General features: G+C 42.0%; 13 protein-coding genes. 3 read left to right on the top strand and 10 right to left on the bottom strand.

Annotation, left to right across the window (positions count from 1 at the left end; translation table 11 throughout):
* Nucleotides 1-41: 41 nt before the first annotated feature.
* From lptC to W7W_RS0107060, 4 genes are all read right to left on the bottom strand, one after another.
* Complete coding sequence (gene lptC / locus W7W_RS0107075; RefSeq protein WP_010663102.1) at nt 42-635, bottom strand: LPS export ABC transporter periplasmic protein LptC; 594 nt, start codon at nt 633-635, stop codon at nt 42-44.
* A gap of 53 nt (nt 636-688) precedes the next feature.
* On the bottom strand, nt 689-2044 hold the full coding sequence (locus tag W7W_RS0107070) for a tetratricopeptide repeat protein (RefSeq protein ID WP_010663101.1): 1356 nt from the start codon (nt 2042-2044) through the stop codon (nt 689-691).
* 197 nt (nt 2045-2241) lie between these two features.
* Nucleotides 2242-3516: a membrane protein gene (locus W7W_RS0107065; protein ID WP_010663100.1), complete on the bottom strand. Its 1275-nt coding sequence runs from the start codon at nt 3514-3516 to the stop codon at nt 2242-2244.
* Nucleotides 3509-4225: a type III pantothenate kinase gene (locus W7W_RS0107060; RefSeq protein ID WP_010663099.1), complete on the bottom strand. Its 717-nt coding sequence runs from the start codon at nt 4223-4225 to the stop codon at nt 3509-3511. The genes W7W_RS0107065 and W7W_RS0107060 overlap by 8 nt, the downstream gene beginning before the upstream one ends.
* Before the next feature lie 138 nt (nt 4226-4363).
* Here W7W_RS0107060 and W7W_RS0107055 point away from each other — a divergent pair, with 138 nt between their 5' ends.
* Nucleotides 4364-5458, top strand: coding sequence for a response regulator (locus W7W_RS0107055; RefSeq protein WP_010663098.1), 1095 nt, complete (start codon nt 4364-4366; stop codon nt 5456-5458).
* On the opposite strand, the gene mfd is transcribed toward W7W_RS0107055, so the two are convergent.
* The gene (gene mfd / locus W7W_RS0107050) at nt 5436-8795 is read right to left on the bottom strand and encodes a transcription-repair coupling factor (RefSeq protein WP_010663097.1); all 3360 of its coding nucleotides are present in this window, start codon (nt 8793-8795) and stop codon (nt 5436-5438) included. The two genes, W7W_RS0107055 and mfd, sit on opposite strands and share 23 nt — an antisense overlap.
* A 605-nt stretch (nt 8796-9400) precedes the next feature.
* Here mfd and W7W_RS0107045 point away from each other — a divergent pair.
* On the top strand, nt 9401-10657 hold the full coding sequence (locus W7W_RS0107045; protein WP_010663096.1) for an aspartate kinase: 1257 nt from the start codon (nt 9401-9403) through the stop codon (nt 10655-10657).
* A 721-nt stretch (nt 10658-11378) separates the two neighbouring features.
* Here W7W_RS0107045 and pncA read toward each other — a convergent pair.
* The 5 genes from pncA to W7W_RS0107020 form a co-directional block, all read right to left on the bottom strand.
* A complete protein-coding gene (pncA, locus tag W7W_RS0107040; RefSeq protein ID WP_010663095.1) occupies nt 11379-12002 on the bottom strand; it encodes a bifunctional nicotinamidase/pyrazinamidase in 624 nt (207 codons plus the stop codon).
* 29 nt (nt 12003-12031) lie between these two features.
* On the bottom strand, nt 12032-13510 hold the full coding sequence (locus W7W_RS0107035; RefSeq protein ID WP_010663094.1) for a nicotinate phosphoribosyltransferase: 1479 nt from the start codon (nt 13508-13510) through the stop codon (nt 12032-12034).
* A gap of 3 nt (nt 13511-13513) precedes the next feature.
* A complete protein-coding gene (locus W7W_RS0107030) occupies nt 13514-14008 on the bottom strand; it encodes a hypothetical protein (RefSeq protein ID WP_010663093.1) in 495 nt (164 codons plus the stop codon).
* A 4-nt stretch (nt 14009-14012) separates the two neighbouring features.
* Nucleotides 14013-15350 (bottom strand): dihydroorotase, encoded by a 1338-nt coding sequence (locus W7W_RS0107025; RefSeq protein ID WP_010663092.1) that lies wholly within the window; start codon nt 15348-15350, stop codon nt 14013-14015.
* 239 nt (nt 15351-15589) lie between these two features.
* Complete coding sequence (locus tag W7W_RS0107020) at nt 15590-16327, bottom strand: polyprenol monophosphomannose synthase (protein WP_010663091.1); 738 nt, start codon at nt 16325-16327, stop codon at nt 15590-15592.
* Between the two features lie 350 nt (nt 16328-16677).
* On the opposite strand from W7W_RS0107020, the gene W7W_RS0107015 reads away from it, so the two are divergent.
* Nucleotides 16678-16974, top strand: a complete 297-nt coding sequence (locus tag W7W_RS0107015) for a hypothetical protein (protein WP_157202454.1) — start codon at nt 16678-16680, stop codon at nt 16972-16974.
* The last annotated feature ends 4 nt before the right edge of the window (nt 16975-16978 follow it).

Genomic DNA, 16978 nt, shown 5'->3' with positions numbered 1-16978 from the left:
AGTCTGAATCGCAAGGTAATAAAAATCTTTGTGATCGGGAGTTACTCCGACTGGTTCTCTTGCACACTTAATATTCCACTAATTCTCTTGATGGTATAGTTTTCCAGTCGTTCATCCGACTCAAATCCGTAGCCGGTAAGTATTTCCTTATCAGTGGTAATTTTAATGAACTCGTCCGAATAGATGATGTGTTTTCGTGAATCCCAGAACAGCTGTTCGGTGTTGATGACCTCATTTTTGAAGTTGACAGCTTCCACATCGTTTTGAAGTTCCCAGAGATCCTCACTTTCATGATAAATGGCATACTTGCTTTTTATCTGAGCATCTATTTCTTCCTGTTGATTGTAAATAATCAAATGTAAGCCTTCCGGAAATTCTGTATAAGGTTTTTCCAGGTTTTCGTACTGATTCATTTCCGGGGTGATAAACCGATAAGCAATTCGGCCGGAATCTGTAACGGCTGTTTCCAGATCTTTAACCGACAAAGAGGGAAGGTTTTCCTCATCTACTGCAGCCTGTATCTCTTCAGAGGTATTCGATTGGCAGGAGGTAAACAAAACAAGAACAGCAAGCAGTAAAAAAATACTGCCTGCTGTTTGTATTTTGGATTTATCGTGTTTAAATCTGTGGTTCATCTGTTGTTTAGTGTCAGCAAGTGAATTGCTGTTTTTTTTGTCTGCAAAGATTATTATTTGCTTCTAACAGTTGTACGCTCACCAATCCAACCACCTACAGTGTATGAACCGCCTTTTTCGAGTCCCTGGAAGAAAATCTCTTTTTCTTCGGGGAAGTGCTTCACATATACGTTAATCAGGTTGTTGGCTTCGTCAGCTACTTCAGGATCTACAGATTTTGCTCGAATGAACTTATCCACTGCAGCCCAGTAGGCTGTTTTGTGTGTGAACTCATCGTCGCCTATAGCAGATGCTGATGTGGCGTATGCTTTCCCTATCAGGATGTAAGGCTGTCCCCATTCCGGATTAGCTTCAATAGCTTTTAATGCATTGGATCGGGCTGAGGAGAAATTGTTTCCTGCCAGATTAACCAATCCTAACTGATAGTAATATTTGGCTTTTTGTCCATCATCCTCTACCAGGTTGATGGCTTCTTTATAATAACCTGAAGCACGGTCAGTATCTCCCGATTTCAGATACATACGAGCCAGTCCGTAAGCAGATGAATGCGATGGTTCGATGTTGTGCTGGTATTCTGATACTTTGTAGAGCAGATCCATGTCTTCACACATTTCATTTGCCAGCAAACGGCTTACACGCTTCAACCAGGGAAGGTCTTCTTTATGCTCATCCAACTGGGGAGAGAAAATTCTGTCCAGTGTATTGCAATCTGCTGCACCGCTACGGCCAAAAAGTTCTTCGATTTTGCCGGCCAAATCTTCAAGCGTGCCTTTGTATTTAGCCATCTTGGGATTTTCTATCTGAGCATTCAGCAAATCAATAATGGTTGTGTAGTTGTTAACCACATCCTCAGCCTGAATTTCACCATCGTTAAACATGGCAACAGTGCTGGTCATGAAAATGCCGAGGACAGCAGGCTGTGTAGATTCACCGTCTCCTTCAACAGATTCCTTGAGCAAACCATACGCTTCTTTCCTGATTTCACTGTCATCTTTTTTGTAATCCAGCATGGAGATGGCTTTTTTCCCTTTGATGTATGGAATGCCATAACGGGAATGATCGCCAAAGTACTTCATGCGCTGATCATAAACATTCATCAATTCATCGAAGTATTTATCTTTTTCAGCCTGATTCTCTGCATGCTTTATTTTGTGTTCCATGATTTTCTCACCATCAGTGTAAAGTCTTCTGGTGGACAATGGGCATTCGTTGAATGCAGTTTCCCAATAAGGCAAAGCCTCATCATAACGATCTTGTTTTACAAGCTCGGTATAAAGTGAGAGGTTTTTTAGACATTGAATGCTGTCTTCTCCGTGTCCGTACTTCGATCCGTCTTCCAGACCTTTTTGTGAAAAGGTCTGGACTGTTGACAACAGCAATCCTAAAGTTATAATTGCAAACGCTTTCATGAGAATTATTTTTTGTTTGTAACCTTAAACAGTCTTTTTAAAACTGATTCTGATCTGATATTTTGTTTTACTTTGCTTTAAAGACTTCTTTTTCTTTATTTGAATTGATGATACCCAGTTAAAAAAGGCATATTTTTAAAAACAGCTGCAAAGGTAATTAAAATATCAGAAAAATTCTTTTGATTTCTGAGTTTGATTTACTGGAACTTCCATTTGTTAAACCAGAACTCATGGAAAGTGAAATTCAATGTTACTTTTCCATAGGTTTCTGACATATCCAGATTGCCCGTTGGCTTTCTGTTTCCGTATTCAAAAACCAGATTGACCGAGGTTTTTGATCGGTTGTATGGTAAACCTATTCCAAAAGTTATGCCAAAGTTATTGATTTTGTCATCTCCAATTCGAATGTACTCTTCACCGAACTTTACTCCGGCCCGGTATTTCATGCGTGCCAGATAGTTTTGTGAACGGCTGTCGGGGGTGTATTGTGCACCGGCCGAAAGTTGAGTGCTGTTGGTGGTTTGGGTATGAGTGTCGGGGAAATCCACATCTCCCCAGTTGGCCATGGTGTAATCTGCAGCAAGTAACAATCGGTCCCCGCTTTTGTAGGAAACTCCCACGCCGATGGATTGCGCCATGTCAAAACCTGAAACATCCGATGTGTCCGTTGCTTCAGGAATTATAATGTTTGCCCCGAAAAGTTTTCCGTCCTCCGAGTAACTGGCTCCTTTGGCCACTGTTCTTTGAAAATCTCCTTTCAGGGAAGCCTGGGGACGATAGGTGAAACCAAAAGTCATGGACTTCTCGTCGGAAATCTGATGGGTGTATTGAGCTCCCAGATCTATGAAGAAGTCGCTGGCGTGAATTTCTGATTGTACACCATATTTATAGGCATCAGCATCCTCCGGAAATTCAATAAAAGTGGTGTGCTGAATATTCCCGAAAATATAGCTGGCATGAGCTCCTAAAGAAAAATTGGGGGCCGGTATTATTGAGACTCCTCCGTAAACGGTTGAAAGGTTTCCGCTTCCTATGGCTTTGTTGAGGCTTGTACCATCCGAGAATTCAAATTTGTATCCTGAGTTGGAAAACGGCCGTAATCCCATGGTAGCATGAATGTTCCTTGTTATTGGGAATCCCATGGCAAAATAGCTAAAGTCAACATTATTGTAGGTCTCGTTTCCCCCTCCACTGGAGAAATCTTGTGTAAATCCTGAAATTCCTGCTTCAAAAAAGAACGACATGGTGTCTATGCCGGAGTAGGATGCAGGATTGAGAATGTTAAGATGGTTGTCACTTTTGAGACCGATTCCGGTATTACCCATTGCGGCGTTTTGTCCGAATCCGGAGGTGTTTAACTCACCAATGCCGTAGCGGGAAAAGGGAGAAAAGGTTCTTTTTTGGCCAAATGCAGCAGTTGAAATCAAAAGTGCCAATAGCAAAAGGATGTGGTATCTGTTGTTTTTATGCATTGTATTCAATTATTCGGTTTAGTCCGGAAAGTACAAGATTTGGTTGTGCAAAGATGATACTTTTTGTGTAGCTGACAAAAAAATCTGCATCTCCTCCGGTTAAGACGGTCTTTGCATCTGGGTATTGTTTCTTTACTTTTTTAATATATCCCTCAAATTCCATTAACAAACTATTCTGAACTCCTGAGCGAATGGCCTCTTCAGTGGTCTTGCCCCAGAAGGGGGTGTCGCCGGTTGTTGTTTCAGGCAATCTGCTGGTTTGCTGATGAAGGGCGGCAAATCGCATTTTTAATCCCGGTGAAATATTGCCGCCGTAATAAACATGGTCGTGATAAAGATCAAAAGTAATGGCGGTGCCGGCATCTATGACGAGTAATGGGATGTCCGGGTAAATGGCCGCCGCCCCAATGACTGCAGCCAGCCGGTCTTTCCCCAGTGTCTCCGGAGTTTTGTATCCATTCTTAACCGGAATTGGAGTAAGATGATCAAAAACAAGAAATTGTCCCGGAATATTTCCGGATATTTGCTCAAGTTCCTTTGTTTGATCTGTTACTGATGATAAAATAATATTGTTCGGACGGTACCGTTTTATCAATTCAGAGATGACTTTTTTGTCAAGGAAAACCAGCTTGTAAGTGGCAATTAATTTCCCCTTGTCAAAAAAACCAAGTTTGGTACTGCTATTTCCCTGATCAATCGCTAAATTCATGTTCTGAAATGTTATTAAAGGGCCGTTTTGTTGAATATTTGTCGGTTTTTCCAAAGCAAATTTAACCTGATTTATGAATTAAAAGGTTAACTCAACTTTTTTTGGTTTGGGGAATGTTCCCAAAAATTGTACCATATTATGCGAAAAGTTCTGGTAGTTGAAGATGATCGTTTCATCTCCGCAATATTTTCTTTGTTTCTTAAGGATTTAGGCTTCGATATTATCGGACGATGTAAAGATGGAGTTGCAGCGTTAGAGGAGTGTAAATCCAATAAACCTGACATTGTTTTGATGGATATACATCTCGAAGGTGATTTGGATGGTATTCAGGCGGCAGAGCATATTCAGAGAGAGTGCGAAGTTCCTGTTATTTTTGTTTCCAGCGACACTAGTCATGAGGTGGTGGAACGGGCTGTTTTCTCCAATTCGTATGGGTACCTGGTAAAACCAATTACAAAAAAAGAGTTGGGAATTACCATGGAACTGGCTTATTACAAGCATAAAGCGGATGTGGACCAAAAACGAAGAGAACAAAGCTTTCGCAATTATATTTCCAAAGCTCCCATAGCAATGACCATTGTTCAGGATGGGGTTATCAGGTATCTGAATAATCTGGCGCTCGATTTGTTTAAAACTCATTATATGGAGGATATTGTGGGAACCTCCCTGGTCGATTTTGTGGATGATGAATTTGTCCCTATGTTGGAAAGTGTTCTTGCTGATGATACTTCAGAGGAGATTGAGCCTTTTCATCTTCAGATAAAAACTTTTCACCAAAAACCATTGAAGGTTATGGTGCATGCCTCCAGGATTCTTTTTAATCAAAGACCTGCATTTCAGTTTGGGTTGGTCGAAATATCCGGTTTCATGGCATGTGTTGATGAACTTAAAAAGTGGAAAGAGGCTGCCCTTACCGGAACCGGACCTGTTTTGGTAATTAATCGTCTTTTTGAAGTGGTGGATTACAATCCTGCTTTCAGAGAATATGTCAATCCTGCTTTTGATATGCGTGGGCACTCGGTGTTTACCATGAGGCCCTGGATGAACATCGACAGGGGAGCTCTGGCCAATATTTTTAATCAGGGCAATGCGGATGCTGTAAATATGGCCATTGAGACTACCACTCATCGGCTGGAATGCCGGGGATATGTTTTGAATAATGAGCTGGGGGAAGCCGAAAAGATTCTTGTGGTTCTGCAGGAGGCTATACCTAAGGAGCAGATGGGGTCGTAATTTCCTTCAGCTTATCTAGCAGGTTGGTAATCCCTTTTATGTTTTTTATGGTGAGTACCAGTTTTTCATTTTTCTGCTGCATTTGAACTTCTTTGGGGTGTTGTTGTATCCATTGAAGAATTTTGCCGAATGTTTCTGATTGGTAAAATCCGGATTGCTGATTGTCAATAAAATGCAACCGGGCCGTGTGATTCTTTAACAGCAAACGTGTTATGCCCATTGTTTTGGCTTTCATACGTACTCTTACCACATCAAGTAACGATTGTGTGGACACTGGAGTCGCACCAAACCGATCCGTTAGGTTGTTTTCAAATGTTTTAAGTTCTTCTTCTTTTTCAATATTGTCAAGCTCCCGATACAGATCCATGCGCTCTGCGGTATTGCTGACGTAATCTTCCGGAATTCTTACTGCTTCATCAGTCTCAATCTGACAATCGCGGGTGTAAGCGGTTGTTTCATCCCCCGGTTTTGGTTCATCTTTGAAGAGTTCGGGGAATTCATCTTCGCGCAGTTCAAGCATTGCTTCCTGCAAAATCCGTTGATAGGTTTCATAGCCTATGTCAGCAATATATCCGCTCTGTTCGGCCCCCAGCATATTTCCGGCGCCCCGGATGTCAAGATCCTGCATGGCAATATTGAATCCGCTTCCCAGTTCCGAAAATTCTTCAATGATGTGCAATCGTCGTCGTGCATCCTGTGTAAGTGTTGAGGAAGGAGGAGCCAATAAATAGCAGAAGGCTTTTTTGTTCGAACGCCCCACTCGTCCGCGTAACTGGTGTAGTTCACTCAGCCCGAAATGGTGTGCATTGTTTATAATTATAGTGTTGGCATTGGGTATGTCCAGTCCCGATTCAATAATGGTAGTGGCAATCAGCACATCGTATTCACCTTCGATGAACTCCATCATAATGTTTTCCAGCTTGGCGCCTTCCATCTGACCATGGGCCACTACGGTTTTTACTTCCGGCATCCACTGATTGATGGCTTTCTCCATCTCATATATGTTGTGGACACGGTTGTTGATGAAGAAAACCTGACCGTTGCGTTCCAGTTCGTAAGAAATGGCCTCCCGGATGATGGGTTCATTGAATGTATGAAGTTCAGTAATAATCGGATGTCTGTTGGGCGGGGCCGTGTTCAGAATGGACAAATCACGGGCTCCCATCAGAGAGAACTGTAGGGTGCGGGGGATGGGAGTCGCAGTAAGCGTCAATGTATCCACATTTACTTTGATGCGCTTGAGCTTTTCTTTTACGGCAACCCCGAATCGCTGCTCTTCATCAATGATGAGCAACCCCAGGTCTTTAAATTCCACATCTTTCCCTACCAGGCGGTGAGTCCCGATGACAATGTCAACTTTGCCTTCTTTAACCTCTTTAATTACCCTTTTGGTGGACGATGTTTTTCTCAGGCGACTTACATATTCTATGCTGCAGGGAAAATCTTTCAATCTTTCCCTGAAGGTGTGATAGTGTTGAAGTGCCAAAATGGTGGTGGGTACCAGTACAGCCACTTGTTTGTTGTCGGTCACTGCTTTAAAGGCAGCTCTCACTGCCAGTTCTGTTTTGCCGAATCCCACATCACCGCACACAAGTCTGTCCATGGGCGTTTTTTCTTCCATATCCCCTTTGATTGCTTGCGTTGCTTTATTCTGGTCGGGGGTGTCTTCATAAATAAAGGATGCTTCCAGCTCTTTCTGCATGAAATTATCCGATGAAAAAGAAAAGCCGGGTTGTGATTTTCGGGCGGCATACAGGGCGATAAGCTCTCTTGCAATGTCCTTGACTTTTTTCTTGGTTTTTTCTTTAACCCGTTGCCATGCTCCGGTTCCCAGTTTGTTTATTTTGGGTGGCTCCCCATCTTTGCCTTTAAATTTGCTGATGCGGTGCAGCGAATGGATGTTGACGAGTATCACATCATTGTCCCGGTAAATCAACTTAATGGCTTCCTGTTGTTGTCCGTTTACTTCTGAGGCTACCAATCCGCCGAATTTCCCCACTCCGTGATCGATGTGTACCACATAATCCCCGGGGTTAAGTCGGGTAAGTTCCTTGATGGAGATTGATTGGCGGGCCGCTCTGACTTTATCCGTTCGAAGCGAAAATTTATGATAACGGTCAAATATCTGATGATCGGTGTAAACGCAAAGTTTCAATTCATGATCGATAAAACCTTCGTGTAATGCATGATTGATCTCTTCATATTTGAGAGATTTTCCACGATCTTCGAAAATCTGCCGCAGACGATCCAATTGGCGGGGATTGTCTGATAGAATAAAGATTCGATAACCTTCTTCCTGTTTGGAAAGGATGTCTTTTTCCAGCAGATCAAAATTTTTCTTAAAAACCGGCTGTGGTGATGTCTGAAAATCGATGACCGGACCGCTAACGTCTTTATTTATAATACTTCCCCAGTTGATGAGAGGATAGTTATCAAAGGCAGACTTTAGTTCACCGGAGGATACCAGGTCTTCGGGAGCGGGGAGCCCCGGTATTTCTTCACCTTTGTTTTCCTGATGATATTTCGTTTCTACTTTTTGGTAGATGGTCTCTGTTTTCTGAAATACCTGTCGTGGTGATTGAATCCAGATTCTTGTTTCTTTTCCCAGAAAATCAGGAAGTGTTATGTATTCTTTTCCCTCCTGTTTTTTGCCCAAATCCGGAAGCAGGGTGACTTGTTCCAAAGTTCTTTTCGAGAGCTGGTTTTCTATGTCGAAAGTTCTGATGCTTTCCACTTCGTCTCCGAAAAAATCTACCCGCACGGGGTCTTCATTGGAAAAAGAGAAAATGTCAATGATGGAACCACGCAATGAATATTGACCGGGTTCATAAACAAAATCCACCCGTTGGAATGATAATTCCTGCAGAAAGTCTTCCACAAATGCGGGATCCAGATTGTCTCCTGTTTTGATGGTCATGGATTGCCCGGTAAGTTCCGTGCGTGTTGGCACTTTTTCCATCAAAGCTTCAGAGTGGGTGACAACCAATGCAGAGCTGTCAGTGTTTTGAAGCTGTTCCAATGCCTCTGTTCTCAGGATGGTGTTGTTGCTGTCGGGTTGACCAAATTCGGGAGATCTTTTGTAGGTGGAGGGGAGGAAAAAAATCCTCTCTTCTCCTGAAAGTTGCACCAGATCGTGGTAAAAATAGGCAGCTTCTTCTTTGTCCTCAAGTATAAAAAGATGTTTGACTTTATCACTTGCCGCCGCTGCTAAAAGTGCCGCCGCGGACCCTGAAAGACCCTTGAGGGTTACATTGCCTTCAGGGGATTGGGTCCATTTTTTTATTACTCCAAGACTGTTATGACCGGCGAATGTTGCAGGTAATGTACTTATTTCCACGTGGTGTATTTTTACTGCAAAAGTAGAAACTATTCAATTAATTCACTACTGACCGGGGAAAAATTGAGGTTTCTACTATTTATTCGGTATTCCTAACCTACCTAATACTTAAACCGGATAATGTGTAAACAGGCTGAAAGCCTGAGAGCAATAGCCCAGGGCAACGCCCTGGGACTGGAGTTATCCCTCACGCCCCCTCTCTTTATGGGTCGCTTTGCGACCCATAAAGAGAGGGGGGATTGATTTATTACAATTTCCCCGGAACATTGCTCCAGACTATTGCGCCAAGACCTTCGGCCTTTTAAAAACACAATCCTGATTTGTCAAAGTTACATTAGGTATTCCCCTAAAAGGAAAAAATCCCGTTTTTAGAAGGATTACCTTATACAACACTCCGTTAAACTTTTACAAATAGTTGATAATTAATTCATTGTAAAACCATGGCAGCAAGCAAGTACTCGCTCATAATAAAGACTTTGCGTCATTGCGTCTCTGCGTTTAAGCTTTTTTTAACGTACTATTTTATACATAAATTATTTTTACTTTTATCCACCCCAAACAGGGAAAAGAAAAATTGTTTTTTAACATTTAATCAGAAGTCATCAATGCAGGTATCTAAATTTGGAGGTGCTTCGGTCAAGAATGCAGGAGCGGTCAGGAATCTTCTTGAAATTGTCAGTCATCTGGATAAACCTCAGGTTATTGTTGTGTCGGCCATGGGAAAAATGACCAACGCTTTTGAGACGCTGGTTCAGCATTATTTCTCCGGAGAAAGAGACGCATGCAATGCCCAACTCAGGTTTATTAAGGAGTTTCACAATAATATTGTCCTCGATTTGTTCGGTGACCTTCAGAACCCGCTGCTTTCACCTTTTAGAGAGTGTGTCCAGCAGTTGGAACTAAGGCTGGAACAATTGCCTTCGATGCATTTCGATTATGAATACGATCAGATTGTTTCTTTTGGAGAGATTTTTTCCACGCATATTATAAGTGCATTCCTTAAGTTTTCCGATGTTGATAACAAATGGATGGATGTGCGGCATGTGCTGAAAACTGACGACCTTTATCGTGATGCCAATGTGGATTGGAAATTGACAACCGAGTTGATGGAACGGTCTTTTTCATTTGTTGACACCTCTCTTTATCTTACGCAGGGTTTTTTAGGAGGTACATTCAGCAATATCTCCACAACGCTGGGGCGGGAAGGTTCCGATTATACGGCAGCCATTATCGGGTATGTGTTAAATGCTGAAAGGGTAACTGTATGGAAAGATGTTCCCGGAATCCTCAATGCTGATCCACGGATTTTTCCTGATGCCCAAAAAATTGACAGCTTGTCGTATGCTGAAACCATCGAATTGTCTTATTATGGTGCTCAGGTTATTCATCCTAAAACATTGAAACCTCTTCAGAATAAACAAATTCCTTTGTATGTAAAATCTTTTCTTGACAGAGAATTGCCGGGAACGGTTATTCGTCAGGAGAGCCCGAAAATTCCTGTTCCTGTTTTTATATTGAAGAAAGACCAGGTGGTACTAACTTTATCTCCCAGGGATTTTTCCTTTATTACAGAAGAGAATTTGAGCCGGATTCTGGCCCTTTTTAGTCAGAACCATGTGCGCATCAACCTGCTGCAGACCTCGGCCCTTAACTTTACGGTTTGTGTGGACCGCAAAGATAGTTTTGCAAAAATGGTGGACCAACTGAAGGAGTTTTACAGTGTCAGATACAACGATCAGGTGGAGTTGCTGACCATCCGGCATTACAATCAACCGGTGATTGATGAGAAACTAAAAGACCGCATTGTAATCGATTCTCAGGTGACAAGGAAAAATGCACGTTTTGTTCTCCAGAGTTCTTAACCTGGTTTATTCATCGCGGTGGCTATAATCCGACACGGAATCTACTTGTGTAAAGACCCATAATTTCTCAAACTAATTTTTGTGCTATTTTAATTTTTCTGCGTTAAGCTTTTTCGCCATAGTTCACTATGGCTGTATATATGCCATGCTCGCTTCATTCAAAGTGCAAGGTTTTTCAAGTAATATTTCAAAAAGTTTGCACCTGTGGTGATTAATAATCAAAATATTATGGCATGCAGTTAGATTTTTGCTTATCACGCAAAACTTTCTTTAGTCTCTGTCCAAAAACTAAGTGTTTTTTACGTGTTTGAACTAGAAAGTTCAAATTCAAGGCGTGTGAAAAATCTAAACCGCAGAATACTAAAGTATTTGAGGATTTAGATTTTGAGCAACAACGCAGAAGTTGGACTTTATAGACAAACACTATTTAGTGCCCGTCTATAAAGTCGGGAAAATTTCTTGCTGGAGCTGTGTCTGGTCAGAAAGTGCCATTTGCAAGGCTTGCGAAGTCCGAAAATACGGAGTTTACTTTTCGTAAATGAGTACTTTTCGGACAAGCGTAACGCAGTAAATGGTACTTTATGGACAGGCACTATTTAGAATGTTGAAAGATGGCTCTTGGGTCAATATTTTTTCTTCTGCCTCTTAAATTTTTGCCTGTTGGTCACTAACCTCCAACTTCTAACTTCTAAAAATCTAACGAACTATTATTATTTTTGTATTACATGAAATCTTCAACCTGTTCTGATGAAATCAGTATAGCACCTTCTTGCTTCATATCCTTCAGTGCGTTTTCGGTATCACCGGGATTCATATTCACACCTTTGGTGGCATCGGTAATCAGAAAAGTCTCATAACTCAGCTTCAGTGCGTCTTTAACAGTAAACCATACACAAACATCAGCTGCAAGTCCGGCAATGAAAAGTCGTTTTATCCCTTTTTTCTGAAGAAAATGGTGCAGTTCGGTCTCTATTTTATGACCGTTATCGAAAAAAGCACTGTAGGAATCCACTTCAGGGTTGGAGCCTTTGAAAATAACTTTGTGAAAAAGAGACTGGTTTAACATGGAAGAAAGTTCAGCGCCCGGGCTTCCTTGAATGCAGTGGTCCGGCCAGAGAATCTGGTCAAGTCCGTTGAGAATTGTGGTATCTCCCGGTTTTCTTCCCGGATGGTTAGATGCAAAACTACCATGATTGGCCGGATGCCAGTCGCGTGAAGCAACAATCAGGTTGAATTTCTTTTGGAGATTATTGATTACGGGGATTATGAGATCACCATTCGGTACAGCAAGGTTGCCCCCCGGAAGAAAATCATTTTGTACATCGACTATTAGTAATGCATTCATGGTGTGGCTTTTTTTTAGCAGCGATGGTTTTATCTCTGCTTATCCTGTTTGTATTTTACAATTAATTCCAGTCTTCTGTTGTAAAGGGTCTCCTCAATTCCAACAGGATAAATGTGCGGGTTTACAAATCGTTTGATGCTTTTATCTAACAAATTAAGTTGTTCTGATGTTCGTTGCTGTAATTTTAAAATAGATTCTTTCTGATATACGCATTTCCCGTTTTTTATTACCGGCATCAGCAAATTCTCGCAAGAGAGGCTTGATTTATCCAGTATTTTGGTTCGGGTAGGGTCTGAAGGATCTATCATTTTTACAGAGCCGGAGAGGTCTTTTCGTTCATCAAAAATCATGTCTCCTGCCATGATTCCTTCTTTGTAAAATCTCTTAACCTGCTGAATTCCTGGGATGTTGACTTTGATGGATTGTTCCGACAGTTTTATGCGGTCAAGCCATATTCCATTATTAGCTTCAATGGCAGCGAGTTTATAGACACCCCCCAGTGCAGGTTGGTCAAACGCGGTAACCAGTTTGGTGCCAATGCCCCAGGAATCAATAGCTGCTTCCTGTTGTTTCAGGCTTGATATCAGATATTCATCCAGATCATTGCTGGCAACAATTTTCATATGGGAAAGACCTGCTTCGTTCAGTTTTTTTCTTGCCAATTGACTCAGATAAGCCAGGTCGCCCGAATCCAGCCGGATTCCGTTAATCCGATGTCCCAGGGCTTCCGCTTTTTTTGCTGCTGCAATGGCATGATCTATTCCTTTTGGGGTGTTGTAGGTATCCACCAGAAAAATGGTGTTGTTGGGTAATGCTTCTGCAAATGCATCAAAGGCTGCCAATTCATCTTCAAATGCCTGTACCCAGCTGTGGGCATGCGTTCCCAAAGCCGGAATTCCCAGTTGGCTAGCAGCTAAAACGTTTGAGGTGCCGGAACAGCCACCGATAAAAGCAGCCCTGGTGGCAGAGATAGACCCGTCTATGCCCTGGGCTCTTCTCAGGCCAAACTCCATGACCGACTCACCGTTGGCTGCAAGGTTTATCCGTGCCGACTTGGTGGCTATGAGGGTCTGAAAGTTGATGATGTTTAATAAGGCGGACTCGATTAACTGACACTGTAAAATGGGACCTTTTACGCGTATGAGCGGTTCATTTGGAAATACAACCGTCCCTTCCCGAATCGCCTCTACATCGCAATCAAACTCCATGGAAGTGAGATACGCCAGGAATTTTTCATCAAACAGTGGTTTGGAATCATTCCCTTTCAAACTCCGGAGATAGTCAATGTCAGCTTCGCTAAAGTGAAAGCTATTTAGATAATCAATTGCAGTTTCCAGGCCTGCTGCAATGGTAAAACCTCCGTCAAACGGATTGCTCCTGAAAAAAAGATTGAAAACCGCATTTTGCTCATGCATATTGTGTTTCCAGAATCCGTAAGCCATTGTGATTTCATAGAAGTCGGTCAGCAGAGCAAGGGATGCGGTATTAATTGTTTTTGAATAATTCATAAATTAATGATTCAGTGCTATTACAAAACCTGCCTGATATGCCTGAAAGTTTCCCTGACTATCGAAAACCGGCCATGCAAGAAGAACCGACTGTATGCTCTTTGTCATTGTGCCTTCCTGTGGATCAACACGCCAGGTTTCTTCAAATTGCAATTGAGCGGCTTGTGTTCTGTCAAACTTCCCCGTTTCTTCCATTTTTTTTAATTCCTCCGCCGGGATGGGTTCCCGGTTGTAATAATCCAGTGCTTTGGCTTTGCCTTTATAAACTGCTTGGAAAAGAAGATCAATCAGTTTCTGATGTTCCAGGTTGCGCAGGCGAGACGAGGCCCACGTATTGGTCATGTCGAGATTAATGATGTCCACTGGGTAGAGGATGGTGTCGGCAACCACAATTCCTGAATTGGTGGTGGGAGCAGGGTGGTTATTCTTTCCGGACTCTGACTGACAGGATATAAATAAAAACGGTAAAAAGAACAGATAAAGGATTGTTTTGGCCATATTTCTATCTTTTAAATGTTAACATCATACCATTTTGATCTCTGTTGATTACTCCGTTGGAATAAGCCGGGTACCCGTTGACAAAAGTGTGTGTAATACGATGCGAAAAGGTGGTTCCCGAAAAAGGACTCCATCCGCATTTATAATGTACAGAGGAATCTTCAATTTTTTCCTTCTGATTGGGGTCGATGATGACAAGATCGGCATAGTATCCCTCTTTGATATAACCCCGTCTCTCAACTCCGAAAAGATCTGCCGGTGCATGGCACATTTTTTCCACAACCATCTCTTTGGTGAAAATTCCCTGAGCAGATAATTCCAGCATAGCAGGAAGAGAGTGTTGTACCAGCGGTCCTCCGGAGGGCGCCTGGAAATAGTTGTTGTTTTTTTCTTCCAATGTATGAGGGGCATGATCGGTGGCTACGACATCCAGGATGTTGGTGCGGAGTGCTTCACGCAATGCTTCCCGGTCCTGAGCAGTTTTTACGGCAGGATTCCATTTTATACGGGCACCGGATTTGTCATAATCTTCGTCTGAAAACCACAGGTGATGTACGCATACCTCTCCTGTGATTCGTTTTTCATTTAATGGGATACTATTGGAAAAAAGAGACATCTCCCGGGCTGTTGATAAATGCAGGATATGTAACCGGGTATTATACTTTGATGCCAGTTCAACAGCCATGGAGGAAGATTTGTAACAAGCTTCGGCACTTCTGATTTGAGGATGATACCTGAATGGCATTTCCTCCCCGTATTTTTCTTTAAATCTTTTTGTGTTGTTTTTGATGGTGTTTTCATCCTCACAATGCGTTGCTATCAGCATGGGAACTTCCCGGAATATATTCTCCAGGGCCTCTTTTTTATCAACCAGCATATTTCCGGTGGAGGAGCCCATAAATACTTTTACTCCGCAGACAGTGGAAGGATCTGCCTTTAAGACCTCTTCCAGATTGTCGTTGGTTGCTCCCATATAAAAAGAGTAGTTGGCAGCGGAACGTTCTTCACCAATTCGGAACTTGTCATTGAGTGTCTCTATTGAAGTAGTTTGCGGATTGGTATTGGGCATTTCCATGAAGGAGGTGATTCCACCTGCTACAGCAGCGCCCGATTCAGTATAAATGTCTGCCTTGTGCGTGAGTCCCGGCTCTCTGAAGTGTACCTGGTCGTCGATGACTCCGGGAATGAGGTAACATCCTTCTGCATCGATGGTTTTGTCGGCATCAGGAAGCAGATCTTCTTTTCGAAAGATTTTTTCAATCAGCCGGTCGTTTATCAACACACTGCCCTCGAAGGAACTTCCCTGATTGATGATGGTTGCATTTTTTATAAGTGTTTTCATGATTTTGCGTTTTATTAATAAAGTAACAGGCAGGATTAGAGGATGTCAATAGCCTGGTTAAAGAATTCCGGGGTTTTCATGGGGCTTCTGTTAAAAACGCCCTGTCAACTTCTTTTTAACTATCTTTAGAATAGCCATTTAATATAGGTTTGCTATAATTACAGCTCTTATATAATAAGATCTTTGCCTTTAAATTCTTTTAGTGAATTGCTGATTGTAATTTAGGTTGTTAATCAATTTCAGACTTCGTATTTTTTAAAGAAACTGCTGATTTTCATTTTTATAACACCCCACAAAGCCTCGCTGAAAATTCCTCCACTCATTTTTGAGGCCCCCTCCTGGCGATCGGTAAAAATAATGGGGATTTCGATAATTTTGAATCCGTACTTCCAGGTCGAGAATTTCATTTCAATCTGAAAACCATATCCTTTCAACCGTATTTTATCGAGTTTGATGGTTTCCAGAACTTTTCGATGATAACACTTGAAGCCTGCTGTGGTATCCATGATTTTCATTCCGGTAACCAGTCTTACATAGGTGGAAGCAAAATAGGACATCAACACCCTTCCAATGGGCCAGTTCACCACATTTACTCCCGACTTATACCTGGATCCAATCGCTAAATCTGCACCATCTTTATCGCATGCATCGTATAACCGGTTCAGATCTTCCGGATTGTGAGAAAAATCGGCATCCATCTCACAAATAAATTCATACCCGTTTTCCAAAGCCCATTTAAAACCGGTGATGTAGGCAGTGCCCAGTCCCAGTTTACCGGCTCGTTCCAATAAATGAAGTTTTTCTGAAGCAGATTGTTGCATCTCTTTAACAATGGATGCGGTTCCATCGGGCGACCCATCATCAATAATCAAAACGTCAAATGGAGTAGGCTGAGCAAATACAGCCGTTATAATGGCTTTTATGTTTTCCTTTTCATTGTAGGTTGGTATAATTACCAGATTTTTTGATGCTGTCATTGGCTTGCAGGTATATAATATTTGAAGTTATATTTCTGCGAATTTACAAAATTAGAACTTGTTAACGGCTCTATATAAGAGGTTTTTTGGAAAAGGAATGGCTTGGAGAGGGGAACAAGACCTTTTGTGCGAGCTGATGAGCTGATGAGCTGATGAGCTGTTGAGCTGTTGAGCTGGTGAGATGGTGAGATGGTGAGATGTTGAGCTGATGAGAGCTCAACCCTCAATCCTCAACCCTTCTTCTTCCCTTGACACTCTCCCCAAAAACTCTTACTTTTACTTTTCTGACATAAAATTTGAGACTTCTATATTTGACCCTCAATGGATTGACATTTTTTCACACAAATACTTTGAAAAAAGATTTGGAAAAGCGGGAAACAATGCGTTATCTTTGCACCCGCTTTGCAAGAGAGACCAAGGGGTCCGAGAGAAACAGCAGAGCAGTTTTTTTTGAAAAACAGCCGACGAGATCGGCACTTGAAAAAAAGACAAAAATAATTTTGGCAGAGAAAATAATTTACTTTATCTTTGCACTCGCTTTTGAAAAAAAACGGGGCGCCAAAAGAGGCTGCCACGAAGAGATAGAGAGCGAAGAGGGGTTGGAAAAAGAACGGTTAAGAAAAGTATTCGTACTGAATAATAACTGACCAA

This window comes from Marinilabilia salmonicolor JCM 21150 (assembly GCF_000259075.1).
GTDB classification, from domain to species: Bacteria; Bacteroidota; Bacteroidia; order Bacteroidales; family Marinilabiliaceae; genus Marinilabilia; species Marinilabilia salmonicolor.
This window is presented reverse-complemented; position numbering and strand designations above follow the sequence as displayed.

Coding starts and splice junctions, on each gene's coding strand:
- W7W_RS0107055 (WP_010663098.1), top strand. CDS start 4,364: ATGCGAAAAGTTCTGGTAGTTGAAGATGATCGTTTCATCTCCGCAATA.
- W7W_RS0107020 (WP_010663091.1), bottom strand. CDS start 16,327: ATGACAGCATCAAAAAATCTGGTAATTATACCAACCTACAATGAAAAG.
- W7W_RS0107060 (WP_010663099.1), bottom strand. CDS start 4,225: ATGAATTTAGCGATTGATCAGGGAAATAGCAGTACCAAACTTGGTTTT.
- W7W_RS0107070 (WP_010663101.1), bottom strand. CDS start 2,044: ATGAAAGCGTTTGCAATTATAACTTTAGGATTGCTGTTGTCAACAGTC.
- W7W_RS0107045 (WP_010663096.1), top strand. CDS start 9,401: ATGCAGGTATCTAAATTTGGAGGTGCTTCGGTCAAGAATGCAGGAGCG.
- W7W_RS0107025 (WP_010663092.1), bottom strand. CDS start 15,350: ATGAAAACACTTATAAAAAATGCAACCATCATCAATCAGGGAAGTTCC.
- W7W_RS0107035 (WP_010663094.1), bottom strand. CDS start 13,510: ATGAATTATTCAAAAACAATTAATACCGCATCCCTTGCTCTGCTGACC.
- lptC (WP_010663102.1), bottom strand. CDS start 635: ATGAACCACAGATTTAAACACGATAAATCCAAAATACAAACAGCAGGC.
- pncA (WP_010663095.1), bottom strand. CDS start 12,002: ATGAATGCATTACTAATAGTCGATGTACAAAATGATTTTCTTCCGGGG.
- W7W_RS0107030 (WP_010663093.1), bottom strand. CDS start 14,008: ATGGCCAAAACAATCCTTTATCTGTTCTTTTTACCGTTTTTATTTATA.
- W7W_RS0107065 (WP_010663100.1), bottom strand. CDS start 3,516: ATGCATAAAAACAACAGATACCACATCCTTTTGCTATTGGCACTTTTG.